This window comes from Sphingorhabdus sp. (genome assembly GCF_044239045.1).
Classification (GTDB): domain Bacteria; phylum Pseudomonadota; class Alphaproteobacteria; order Sphingomonadales; family Sphingomonadaceae; genus Sphingorhabdus_B.
This window is the reverse complement of the sequence record NZ_JBIICD010000015.1, coordinates 56,550-69,242: the sequence shown is the minus strand read 5'-3', so window position 1 is coordinate 69,242 and position 12,693 is coordinate 56,550. Positions and strand designations below refer to the sequence as shown.

General features: G+C 55.1%; 10 protein-coding genes and 1 other RNA gene. 2 read left to right on the top strand and 9 right to left on the bottom strand.

Features of this window, described 5'->3' with window-relative positions; all coding sequences use genetic code 11:
* Window positions 1-33: 33 nt before the first annotated feature.
* From ffs to ACILP4_RS07580, 7 genes are all read right to left on the bottom strand, one after another.
* Window positions 34-128: signal recognition particle sRNA small type (gene ffs / locus ACILP4_RS07610), an RNA gene on the bottom strand.
* Window positions 129-219: 91 nt separating this feature from the next.
* Window positions 220-1,623, bottom strand: coding sequence for a glutamine synthetase family protein (locus ACILP4_RS07605; RefSeq protein ID WP_395620133.1), 1,404 nt, complete (start codon window positions 1,621-1,623; stop codon window positions 220-222).
* Between the two features lie 4 nt (window positions 1,624-1,627).
* Window positions 1,628-2,995 carry an aspartate aminotransferase family protein gene (locus ACILP4_RS07600; protein ID WP_395620132.1) on the bottom strand — a complete coding sequence of 456 codons (1,368 nt, stop codon included), beginning with the start codon at window positions 2,993-2,995 and terminating at the stop codon, window positions 1,628-1,630.
* Window positions 2,992-4,266 carry an NAD(P)/FAD-dependent oxidoreductase gene (locus ACILP4_RS07595; RefSeq protein WP_395620131.1) on the bottom strand — a complete coding sequence of 425 codons (1,275 nt, stop codon included), beginning with the start codon at window positions 4,264-4,266 and terminating at the stop codon, window positions 2,992-2,994. Before ACILP4_RS07595 ends, ACILP4_RS07600 begins: the two co-directional genes overlap by 4 nt.
* Before the next feature lie 130 nt (window positions 4,267-4,396).
* Complete coding sequence (locus ACILP4_RS07590) at window positions 4,397-5,743, bottom strand: glutamine synthetase family protein (protein ID WP_395620130.1); 1,347 nt, start codon at window positions 5,741-5,743, stop codon at window positions 4,397-4,399.
* A gap of 122 nt (window positions 5,744-5,865) precedes the next feature.
* Window positions 5,866-6,588 (bottom strand): TorF family putative porin, encoded by a 723-nt coding sequence (locus tag ACILP4_RS07585; protein ID WP_395620129.1) that lies wholly within the window; start codon window positions 6,586-6,588, stop codon window positions 5,866-5,868.
* Window positions 6,589-6,903: 315 nt separating this feature from the next.
* The gene (locus ACILP4_RS07580; RefSeq protein WP_395620128.1) at window positions 6,904-7,374 is read right to left on the bottom strand and encodes an Lrp/AsnC family transcriptional regulator; all 471 of its coding nucleotides are present in this window, start codon (window positions 7,372-7,374) and stop codon (window positions 6,904-6,906) included.
* 130 nt (window positions 7,375-7,504) lie between these two features.
* Between ACILP4_RS07580 and ald the strand changes: the two genes are divergently transcribed.
* Together ald and ACILP4_RS07570 are read left to right on the top strand one after the other, a co-directional pair.
* Window positions 7,505-8,632 carry an alanine dehydrogenase gene (ald, locus tag ACILP4_RS07575; RefSeq protein WP_395620127.1) on the top strand — a complete coding sequence of 376 codons (1,128 nt, stop codon included), beginning with the start codon at window positions 7,505-7,507 and terminating at the stop codon, window positions 8,630-8,632.
* Window positions 8,633-8,663: 31 nt separating this feature from the next.
* The gene (locus ACILP4_RS07570) at window positions 8,664-9,680 is read left to right on the top strand and encodes a LacI family DNA-binding transcriptional regulator (protein ID WP_395620126.1); all 1,017 of its coding nucleotides are present in this window, start codon (window positions 8,664-8,666) and stop codon (window positions 9,678-9,680) included.
* A gap of 15 nt (window positions 9,681-9,695) precedes the next feature.
* On the opposite strand, the gene ACILP4_RS07565 is transcribed toward ACILP4_RS07570, so the two are convergent.
* Window positions 9,696-10,592: a haloalkane dehalogenase gene (locus ACILP4_RS07565; RefSeq protein WP_395620125.1), complete on the bottom strand. Its 897-nt coding sequence runs from the start codon at window positions 10,590-10,592 to the stop codon at window positions 9,696-9,698.
* Between the two features lie 151 nt (window positions 10,593-10,743).
* On the bottom strand, window positions 10,744-12,681 hold the full coding sequence (acs, locus tag ACILP4_RS07560; protein ID WP_395620124.1) for an acetate--CoA ligase: 1,938 nt from the start codon (window positions 12,679-12,681) through the stop codon (window positions 10,744-10,746).
* Window positions 12,682-12,693 lie beyond the last annotated feature (12 nt).

Sequence of the window (12,693 nt, the reverse complement as noted above, 5' to 3'; positions counted from 1 at the left end):
TTTGTCGAAGTCTTCTCCACCGAAACACGGGGAAAAGTAGGAGCCGAATGACCCGCAGCGAATTCGTTGTGGCTGCTTCCGTCAGGATCTGACCAGGTTGGCGAGTGCCACGTCCATCCGACTCCCACGCCGCATATGGCCGTGACCTTATCGAATTGCAAGACCGGTTGTGGGTTTTGACAAATGCCGCCGCAACGTTGGATTTAACTGGCCGCGACCCTAAGCGTTGCGCAAATACCAATCATAATCGATGCTCGGCACTTGTCCGAAATAGCGATCCTGTTCTACGCGCTTCACAATTGTGAACATGTCGACGAAACGATCGCCGAGATAGTCCCGCAACAATTTGGAGCCGTGGAAGCGGTCTACCGCGGCAAACCAATTGCTTGGTGGTTTATCATCGCCAGACCCATCACGGTCATAGCCATTGCCAACAACCGCTGGGCCGGGGTCAATCTGGTTCGCGATCCCATGATGCATACCCGACAATACACCCGCCACCGCAAGATAGGGGTTGGCATCGGCACCGCAGGCGCGGTGCTCAACATGGCGGCTTGAGGGTGGGCCAGCCGGAATGCGGAAGGATACGGTGCGGTTGTTGACGCCCCAGGTTGGCGCAACCGGCGCATAGCTGTTCGCCTTGAACCGACGATAACTGTTGGCATGCGGTGCAAACAGCGCAAAGCAATCCCCAACGCTGGCAATCATCCCGCCAATGGCATGGCGCAACATCGGCGTGCCTTCGGGGTCATCTGCGGCGAACAGGTTTTTGCCGTCTTTGTCGTTCATCGACACGTGGATATGCATGCCGGAGCCTGCCTGTTCGGCAAATGGTTTGGCCATGAACGTCGCCTCAAGGCCATGCGCCTGCGCCACGGCCTTGACGACGCGCTTGTACATGATCGCATCATCACAGGCGCGCAATACGTCGGGCTTATAGCGCAAAGTCAGCTCACATTGTCCGGGCGCAAATTCGGAGATTGCCGATTCCAACGGAAGCCCTTGAATATCGCATGTTTCATATAATTCATCGAAGAAAGGACGGAAATCATCAAGCTCACGCAGGCCATAGACTTCAACCATTTGCGGGGTTTCGCCGCTATATTCTGGCCGCGCTGGACGGATGGAGCCGTCGCGTGCGCGCTTTGGGTCCAGCAAGTAAAATTCCAGCTCCACTGCCAAAGCGGGCGTCAAGCCCATCTCGGCAAAACGGTCTACGACAAGGCCAAGCACATGGCGCGGGTCAAGATCATGCGGCTGGCCATCCAGTTCATAAAAATCGACCATGAATTGCGCGGCATTTTCACCCGCCCAAGGGGTCCGGACCAAGGTGCCGGGAATGGGCTTCATCGAACGGTCTGCGTCACCATCTTCCCACACAAGGCCCGTTTCGACCGTATCCTGCCCCGTGATATCGACCACAGCGATGGAGCCCGGGAAAAAGCGGCCGATTTCGTAAACGGACAACACCTCATGTTGGCGCAAGCGCTTGCCACGCGGGACACCGCCAAAGTCGGTGTAGATCATCTCTATCGAGTCGATATCAGGATGCGCGGCGAAAAATGCCTCAGCCTCGCTGCGTGGCGCGATGGTCGCGGATGATATTGCGCGTTTGATTGTCATGATGTCATTTCCGTCCGCCCGAATGTTCGAATACTAATAGCTCAGTCAGCGCATTGTTCAACTCCGCAGCGAGACGATCAACCTGCGCTGCTTGCGTCACCGGGCTGACCAGCATCATATTGTGGAAGGGTGCGAGCAAGATGCCCCGATTGGCGAGATAGAGGTGGATGCTACTCTCCAATGTATGATCCATCATTGCGCGCGCTTCGCTGCCATTGCGCGGCGGGACGGCCGAACAGCCCCATTCAACGCGCGCGCCGACATGGCTGACATGCCAATCCAGCCTATGCGCTGCAATCACTGAATGCAGCTGCGATACCAGTCGCTCCGTGATTGACAGCATATGGGCATAAGCATCCCGCGTAATCACCTGCCCCAACATCGCGTGCATCGCGCTAATGGCCAACGCATTGGCTGATAAGGTCGTGCCTATCCCGCTATGCCCCGGTGGACGTGATGCGTTGAGCGCCGCCATCCGTTCCGCAATGTCGGCCGTAAAGCCGTAAACCGCGCACGGCACGCCGCCGCCAATGGATTTGCCCACGACCAATATGTCGGGCATTGGTCCATGGGTGTTGCTATGTCCGCCATAGCCGGATGAAATCGTGTGCGTTTCGTCCAACACCAAAATCGTGCCGGTTTCATCGCAAAGCGCTCGCAATTCCGTCAGGAACTCCGGCGCATCACGTACCATGCCGATATTGGTCATCAACGGTTCCGCCAAGACGCATGCAATATCACCGCCACGCAAAGCAGCGGCCAACGCATCCACATCGTTAAATTCGATGACCACTGTCGTGGGCAGCAAGTCCTGCACTTGGCCAATCAAGCTTGGCCGGTTCACGGCTTGCCCATCGCGCAAATCGACAAAAACATCATCGACCGCGCCATGATAGCAGCCGTTGAATATCAAAATCTTGTCGCGTCCTGTAATCCCGCGACACCAGCGGATGACCGCGCGGTTCGCTTCGCTGGCTGTGGTGGTGACTTGCCATTGCGGCAGGCCAAACATCTCGGTGAGCATCGCCCCAAGCTCCGCGCCCTTTGCGGTAGGCAACATATAGCTTAATCCCTGCCCCGCTTGTTCGGCTATCGCCTTAGCGAGCGGTGCAGGTGAATGGCCAAACATGCTGGCGGTGTCGCCCAGGCAAAAGTCATCAAAGACCTGCCCGTCAATACTCGTCAGCGTCGCGCCAGAAGCCGTCTGAGCGACGATCGGGAACGGCGTGGACCAATCCAGCATCCAATGAAAGGGAACGCCCTGAAACCATCCCTGTGCCTTTTCCGCCTGCGCCTTTGATTTCGGGTTCGCGGCGATGAAATGCGCTACTTCGCGGTCGCGCATGTCGCTAATGGCTTGGCGATCGATCATAAACGGTCCCGCATCGCGTAATAGAGCAACCCAAGCGTTGCCAATGGTCGTGACAGCCATTTTCCACCGGGGAAGCGGCTGTGCGGCAAGTTCGCGAATAAATCAAAGCGTGACATTGTGCCAACCACCGCCTCTGCCATCAATTCCCCTGCCAGCGTTGTCACAAGCGCACCATGGCCAGAAAAACCATGCGCGTAAAACACATTTCCTGTTCGCCCCATATGCGGAAGCCGGTTCATGGTGACGCCAACGGCACCGCCCCACGCATAATCAATGGGTATTTGGGCTAGCGACGGAAACACCTGCACCATATGTTTGCGCACAAATGCCGCTATGTCTTTGGGCGGTTGCTGCACATATTTCTCGCCACCGCCGAAAATCAGGCGCTTGTCTGCGCTTAAGCGGAAATAGTTCAGAACGAACCTGCTGTCGGCAATCGCCGCATCGCTGGGGAGTAACTGATCAGCATCAGGCAGCGGCGCAGTCGCGATGTTATAATTCATAATAGGGACGGTGTAGCCGCTCAACTCGGGCGCGATACCCCCCGTCCAAGTGTCCGCGGCCATGATGACATGCTTGGCGGTCAAAGCTCCTGCCCCTGCCCGTATCTCGACATGCGTTCCTCTATCGACAGGCGCTTGGGCTGCCGTATTTTCATATATCCGCACGCCAGCCTTTTGCGCCGCCTTTGCTAGGCCAAGTGCGTAATTCAACGGATGGAAATGCCCGCCTTGGGCGTCGTAAATGCCGCCGTGATACCCACCACCGTTAATATGCTGCCCGATATCCTTGGGCAGGACGATCTCCGCTTCCCAACTAAAATGCTTTGCCAAATACGCAGCATCGCGCCGCATAGTATCGAAATGCGCTGCCTTATACGCCGCTTCCAAATGCCCTACTTTTGCATCACACGGAATATGATGCTCGGCGATACGGCTCTTGACCCGGCCGACCGCGCTATATGCCAAATCGAATATAGCTTTCGCGCGCGCGCGGCCAAACTCGACGTCGATCTCGCGCATCGACCAGCGTAGGCCGGGGATGAGTTGCCCACCATTGCGCCCCGAAGCGCCAAAGCCAATGCTATTGGCCTCAAGCAATATAACCGAAAGGCCTTTTTCGGCGCAGGCCAAAGCAGCAGACAGGCCGGAAAATCCGCCGCCGATAACGGCTATGTCGCAGTCTTCTGCAGAAGCCAAGGAAGCTTGCGTTTCCCAAGCCTGTGCTGTCGCCGCGTAATAGCTGTTGGCTAGGTCACTCGAAGCTCTCATTTTCTTTCGTCACCCTGAACTTGGTTCAGGGTCCATTTATGCCTAAATAGCGACGCTTCGTTTTGCGGAATGGATGCTGAAACAAGCTCAGCATGACGAGATCTGCACGAAACTGACGTAACGCTCCGCATCACACCCTCAACAACAAATGCTCGCGCTCCCAGCTTGAAACAACTGACTGGTAATTGAACAATTCATAGTCCTTGACCGCATAGAAGATGTCGAAAAACTCTTCGCCAAGTAGATTGCGCACCGGTTTGCAGGCGCTGAAGCGATCCAAGGCCGCTTCCAAGGTGCGGGGCAAGGTACGGGCGCGGTTATAGGCGCTGCCCGTGATTGCTTTGGCAGGCACCATTCGCTCCACCATGCCGATATAGCCGCAGACCAAAGACGCCGCCATGGCGAGATAAGGGTTGGAATCTGCACCAGGTAGGCGGTTTTCGACGCGGCGGTTAGCCTTATCCGAAATAGGCACGCGGAAACCGCAGCTTCGATTATCTTCACCCCATTGGACATTAATCGGCGCGGCGCTGTCCGGGCGCATCCGTCGGAAGCTGTTCACATTGGGTGCCCATAATGGCGACACTTGCGGCATGAATTTTACAAGACCAGCAATGTAGCTGCGGAACAATGCGCTATCGCGGCCATTGGCGTTGGAAAAAAGGTTGCGGCCAGTTTCGGCATCTACGACCGATTGGTGAATATGCATGGCGCTGCCAGGTTGTTCCGCCATCGGGTTCGCCATGAAGGTGGCGTAGACCCCATGCTGTTTTGCGACCGCGCGGACAGTGCGTTTAAACAGGAACACTTGATCCGCCAGCTTTAACGGGTCGCCATGGATGAAGTTGACCTCAAGCTGCGCCGCACCCATTTCGTGGATCATCGTGTCGATATCGAGGCCCATCAACTCACAATCATCATAGATGTGGTCGATAATGTCCTCATATTCGTTCATCGCCTCCAACCCATAAGGCTGGCTTGCGGTTTCCGCACGTCCGCTGGAGCCGGTAGGCGGCACTAATGGAAAGTCCGGGTCTACATTTTGGCTGACAAGGTAAAATTCGACCTCAGGCGCCATAATTGGCTTCCATCCGCGATCGGCATACATCTTCAGCACTTTTTTCAATATCGCACGCGGGGCGATTTCGACCTCAGTGCCGTCACTATTCAGGACATCGGCAATCACGAAAGCGGTCGGTGATTTGAAGCCGGGGGCGACGCAGATTGTGTCGGGATCGGCAATCAGGATTTTGTCCGGATCCTTGTCCCAAATATCCGCAATGTCTTCAGGATAATGGCCATCAATGGTGCAGATGAAAACACTGCCCGGTATACGCAGCGATTTGTCACGGACCGATGAAAGGAATTTCTTTGCAGGCAAAACTTTGCCGCGCTGTACGCCGTTAATGTCGGGGACGATGCACTCGACCTCATCGATTTTGTGCTCAGCGATCCAATTCGCAAGATTGACGGACATTGTTTTTCACCAGTTTTTTGGAAGACTGATAAGCGCATGCCGGACTTGAAAGGTCAAGCCCGGCATGAATCTATTCCGTATTGGCCTGCGTTTTCGCGAGGCCTAAAACGCTTGAGGCGGTATCAGAAGCCGTAGCTTATCGAGAACACCACGCCAGCCGAGCTATCCTTGGGTGCAAAGATAGTCCTGCGGTTGGTGTCGACATAAGAGACACCCAATGTGAAACCAGCAACAGCGGCGTTCAGGCCAAGCGACCAATCTACCTTCTCACTGCCCGCCGTGAACGCGCCATCTTCTATGCCCATCGTACCTACGATCGAATACGGCGAATTTGGCACTGCGATGGTAGCATTTGTACCAAAATAGATATTGTCATCATTGCCGGTATTGTCTTGGCTAGGGACATAGCTCAATTGCACACCCACCGTTGCAGGGCCAAAGGTTGAACCAAGTTTCCCAGTGAACTCGACATAATTGACGTTCGAAACGCCTGGATACACATAATAAGTTGCACCAATGTCGTAGGTTAACGCGTCGCCGCCGCTAAACCCAGCGTAAAGGTCAAGCTCAACATCGTCCCCGTCATTCTCGGAGAGATTAGAACCCCAAGCGCCTACATATAGGCCGGACTCATGACTTACGGCCAGATAGGGCTGAACCGCAAAATCCTTATCGGAGAGCGATACGCCCCGAAAGCGATAGTCGGACATCAAAGCGACGCCGCCAGTTACATTGATCGGGCCAGCCGCTTCAGTGGCTTCATCTTGCGCGAAGGCAGGCGCCGACATTGCGATCGCGCTGACCGCGACGCTTAAGCTTGCCAACTTCAAAATGGAATTACGCATAATTTTACCCCTTCTTAGGTACAATAGATACTCGTCTGATAGCCGCGCATTGCGCCAGTATCGACAGTTGCCGTTCTCAACCCGCTAAATCTGTCTGCTCAAGCAATGGCTGGCTTTGCCTTTACCTATGCTTATCATTGTGCAGGTGCACAAAAACATCAAAGCATGCCCCAAGCAAGCAATTTTGTCGCAACATCCTTGTCCTTTTTTTGGCATGTGACAAAACAGTCACAGTCCTGACCTGCTCTAAGCACCATATGCGGCGCGTTAGTCGTCGCAATTCTACCCGCGCATGATCTTGCCGTTGAAGCCGCTTTATGTGTCAAAAAGACGAGGAGGCACTGCTCGGTTTACCACTTCGCGCAACGCAAATGCTGTTTCGATCCGTGCGACCCGCGGCAAGCGGGCGATCTCCTGCCGGTGAATGATTTCATAATCCTCGATCGATGCTGCGCGCACGACCAGGAGATAGTCATTCCGCCCACTCATAAGATGACACCGAATAGTAGACGGGCTGTTGACGACCGCCGCCTCAAACGCAGCCATCGCCTCCTCGCTTTGGCTGTCTAGGGTGATTGTGACCATCACCGTCGCCCCCAAACCCAATTTACGCAAGTTTACATCGGCGCGATAGCCGCGCAATATGCCTTCATCTTCCAAGGCTTTTTGCCGCCGCGCCGCCGCGCTTGGGGACAATCCTGCCGCCTCCCCCAGTTCCATCTGAGTCGCGCGGCCATTCGTCACTAACGCACCCAATAATTTACGATCTGTCCGATCAAGCTGCATATTATTTTCATCCATTTAAAGAAACGCGACGAATATATGCATCAATTGTTCAATTAAGTCGAATCTTTGCACAGTTTCGGCGTCACGACGATGCTAATCTTTCCCATATAATTATGAGGAGTAGAAAAGCATGCGTGTTGGCGTCCCGAGCGAAATCAAGGTTCATGAATATCGCGTTGGCCTAACGCCCGGCGCCGTCCGCGAATATGTGGCCGCTGGTCATCAGGTGGTGGTGCAATCAGGTGCCGGCGCTGGCATCATGGCAAATGACGACGCATATCGCGCCGCCGGGGCAGAAATCGTCACGACAGCACAAGAGATTTTCGCTGGCTGCGACATGATCGTTAAGGTCAAAGAACCCCAGCCTAGCGAATGGGTGCAGCTTCGCCCGGGCCAATTGCTTTTCACTTATTTGCATCTTGCGCCCGACCCCGAACAAGCAAAGGGCCTGATCGCCAGCGGGTGCACCGCCATTGCCTATGAGACCGTGACCGATGATCGTGGCGCCCTACCCCTGTTGGCACCCATGAGCGAAGTTGCAGGTCGCCTTGCCATTGAAGCCGCTGGCCAAGCCATGCGCCGCAGCGAAGGTGGTGCAGGCATTTTGCTTGGCGGGGTGCCGGGTGTGGCCGCTGGCCGAGTGGCTGTGCTTGGCGGCGGCGTAGTTGGCACACATGCCGCACGGATGGCTGTTGGCCTTGGCGCGGAGGTTACTATCGTTGACCGCTCGATCCCCCGCCTGCGCCAACTCGACGACATGTTCAACGGACGGGTGCGCACGCGCTATTCGACGCTTGAAGCTATCGACCACGAAATCAGCATTGCCGACGCGGTCATTGGCGCCGTGCTTATTCCAGGTGCAAGCGCGCCGCGCCTTGTGACTCGCGAAATGTTGAAGCGGATGAAGCCCGGCGCGGTCTTGGTCGATGTCGCTATTGACCAAGGTGGTTGCTTTGAAACATCGCACGCCACTACGCATGCCGAGCCCACTTATGTTGTTGATGGCATCATTCATTATTGCGTCGCAAACATGCCAGGTGCGGTCCCGCAGACCAGCGCGGCCGCGCTCAACAATGCGACATTGCCTTATGGCTTGGCGCTTGCGAATAAGGGCATAGCAGCGCTGGAAAGCAGCACAGAAACGGGACGCGGCTTGCTCGCGGGCTTGAACGTGCATCAGGGTAAAGTTACAAGCCAAGCGGTTGCCGAAAGCCTCAGCCTTGCATTTGTTGCACCCGAAACGGCCCTCGCTGCGTGACTTGACCGCATGGCAGTGCTAACAGCATTGCATGGGTAAAGAGGGGCGCATTACAGCACATCAGATTGCGGCGATGCTTGGGGTATCGCAGCCCACGGTATCGCGTGCCTTGCGGGGGGATAAGAAAGTCAACGAAGCCACGCGCGCGCGCATCGTCGCGCTTGCAAACGAGCTCAATTATTCGGTTGACCATAACGCCCTTCGACTGCGCACGCAGCAGACATATTCCATCGCCCTTGTTATCCTGTGTCGGCAGGGTGAGAATAAAGCCAATATAAACCCGTTTTATCTGTCCTTATTGGGCTGCATTGCGGCCTCAGCTTCTGAACGCGGCTATAATCTGATCATCTCATTTCAGGACTCCCCAGCAAATTTCTTCGCCAATTACACCGGCAGCCGACAGTCCGATGGTCTGATAGTCATTGGCAGCGGTCAGAATATCGCAGGTTGGCAGTTTTTTGGTGAATATGCCCGGCACAAAACGCCGATGATCTGCTGGGGCGCCAGCAAAGAAGATCTGATTTCGATCAAAAGCGACAATGTGCAAGGCGCGCAACTGGCGATTGATCATTTGTTGCAAAAGGGTTGTAAAAATATTGCCTATATTGGCCCCACCAATAGCGAGCAGCCGCAATTTCAGGACCGGCTGACTACCTATATGGCGCAGATGGCCGATAAGGGGATGCCGCCCATTTGTCCGCCGCTCCCCGAAAACGCGGTGCGTGAAGACCAAGGCTACGCCGCAGTTCAGGACCTTATCCGCGACGAAATTGCTTTCGACGGTTTGTTCTGTGCGAATGATTTTATTGCGCTAGGCGCCATGCGCGCGCTCGAGGAATATAATATCAATATTGGTCAGGATGTGCGCGTCATCGGGTTTGATGGTATCGCGATGGGCGCTTATGCGCAGCCGCCACTGACAACGATTGAGCAGGATTATGTGCAAGCTGGCGAAATGCTGGTCGAAGCGTTGATCGCCGTGCTCAAAGGCGAAACGCCCAGCATTTCCCCTGTACCGGTCAGGCTGCTCACACGCGGAACAGCCTGAAGCCCGGTCGAATTACTAGGCGCGGGCTACCTCCAAGATACAGGCAACAAAGCCCTCAGGATCATCCTCCTGAATAAAATGCCCGCCATGCAAGCTGCGGTGATTTTGACCAGATGTGCCGGGTACGCGGCCTATAAAACGACTTTCCCCGCCACGAGTAATGCGGTCTTGATCAGAAAAGCAGCAGAGGAACGGCTTTTCCCATGTGTCGAAAACTTGCCAAGCCCGTTTCTGGTCCGGTACCGCAACATTGTTTTCAAAAGGTACAAAGCTTGGAAAAATCCGCGCGCCTGCCTTGAAGGAAGAATTCGGGAACGGCGCGTCATAAGCCGCAATCTCTTCTGGTGAGAGCCCGCGCTTGGTTCCTGCACTCACAATTTTACCAATCGGAAACACCGGGCTCCATTTCGAAAAGGCTCGCCAAATCGCAAATGCGCGCGGGGCGTCGCCGCCCTCAGGCAAGCCACCATTGGACAAAGCGACACCCGCAAAACGGTCGGGCATTTCTGCCACCAATCGAAGGCCAACCAACGACCCCCAATCCTGACATGCCAAGGTGACATTCTGCAGGTCCAACTGCTCAACCCAGCTGCGCATCCACGCCACATGGCGGGCATAGCTATAATCGCTTTGCGCCGCTGGCTTGTCCGATTTACCAAAGCCAATCAAGTCCGGCGCAACGACACGAAAACCGGCGGCGACCACGGGCGCAACCATCTTACGATACAGATAGGACCAGCTCGGTTCCCCATGCATCATCAACACCACAGGTGCGTCACGCGGCCCTTCGTCAATATAATGTACACGTAAGTTCGCGCTTGACAGTGCATCAGTGACGTCGAGATAATGTGGCGCAAACGGATAATCAGTTACGCCCTCAAATGCAGCCTCTGGCGTGCGCAAGACTTTCATAGCCATTCCCCCTGAAACAAATCTTGCGACCACGCGTGTCATATAATGACATGCGTATCAAGCAGTGACGGAGCTTTGCCTACGCATATTATCGCCATAGGCAAGGCCCGACAGAACAGCGGATGGTCACCCGCGATCTGGATGTTGCCCTTTATAACGCGGTTGACCGTGACTGCACCAAATTGTCCACGACCGATGGATCAGCCAAGGTCGAGATATCGCCTAAATTGGACACATCCCCTTCGGCAATTTTGCGCAATATCCGGCGCATGATTTTTCCCGATCGTGTTTTCGGTAAACCCGGCGCAAAATGAATGACATCTGGCGTTGCGATCGGTCCGATTTCATGGCGCACCCATTTGATGAGATCAGCCCGTATGTCCGCAGACTCCTCCTCATTCGCATTGAGCGTAACATAGGCGTAAATGCCCTGCCCTTTAATGTCGTGTGGAAAACCCACCACCGCCGCTTCGGCGACTTTGGCATGGGCGACGAGCGCGCTTTCGACTTCGGCCGTGCCCATACGGTGACCCGACACATTGATCACGTCGTCAACCCGCCCCGTAATCCAATAATCACCGTCGACATCGCGCCGACATCCATCGCCCGTGAAATATTTGCCGGGATAGGTGGTAAAATAAGTTTGGAAAAACCTATCATGATCGCCCCACACCGTGCGCATCTGCCCCGGCCAGCTGTCGATCATGCACAAATTGCCGTCCGTCGCGCCTTCCAACAGCTTACCTTCGCCGTCGACAAGCACCGGTTGCACACCAAACATCGGTTTTGATGCCGCACCCGGTTTCAACGCATGCGCGCCCGGTAAAGGCGTCATCATCGTCGCGCCCGTTTCGGTCTGCCAATAGGTGTCGACAATGGGGCAGCGGCCCTCGCCCACGACATGATAATACCATTCCCATGCTTCTGGATTGATCGGTTCCCCGACCGAGCCCAACAAACGCAATGAACTGCGTGAGGTTTTTTTCACCCAATCATCGCCTTCACGCATCAACGATCGCAAGGCCGTAGGCGCGCCGTAGAAAATATTAACCTTATGGCGATCAACGATTTGCCAGAACCGGCTGTGGTCGGGATAATTGGGAACCCCTTCAAACATAACGGTCGTCGCACCATTAGCGAGCGGGCCATAAACGACATAGCTATGGCCGGTAACCCAGCCAATGTCGGCAGCGCACCAATATATTTCGCCAGGCGTGTAGTTGAACACATAATGATGCGTCATCGTTGCCCATACCAGATAGCCGCCAGTCGTATGCAATACGCCCTTTGGTTTTCCGGTGGAGCCCGACGTGTATAAAATGAAAAGCGGGTCTTCTGCGCCCATGATTTCAGGCGCGCAATCACTTGGGACTGTTGCACGGACATCATGGTACCAGACATCCCGCGCGCCCAGCATATCAATGTCGTTTCCGACATGACGCACCACAAGGCAGGCCTTGACCGACGCGCAATGCATCAGCGCGGCGTCGACATTCTGTTTCAACGGCACCAGCTTCCCACCGCGCATGCCGGCATCGGCGGTGATGACAATGTTGGAATCGCAATCCTGAATGCGTCCTGCCAAGGCTTCAGGTGAAAAGCCACCAAAGACTATGGAATGGATGGCCCCAATACGCGTGCAGGCGAGCATAGCCATCGCCGCTTCGGGTATCATCGGCATATAGATGGTGATGCGGTCGCCCTTTTGTGCGCCTAATGCTTTCAAAGCGTTGGCCATGAGGCACACCTCGGCATGCAGCTCGCCAAAAGTGATCCGCCGTTGCTGCGACGGATCGTCACCTTCCCAGATGATCGCAATATCATCTTTGCGTTCCGGCAAATGGCGATCGATGCAGTTGGCGGAAACGTTCAACGCCCCATCCTCAAACCATTTGATGCCAAAATCGGCTTCGTGAAAACTCGTATTTTTCACTTTGGTAAAGGGCGTCATCCAGTCGAGCCGCTTTGCCTCTTCGCGCCAGAATGCATCCGGATCGCGTATGGATTGCGCATAAGCATCTTCATAGCCTGATGCAGTCACAAATGCTTTTTTCGCCCAGTCCGCGGGTACGGGATAAACGTCAGACATTTAGCTCTCCAT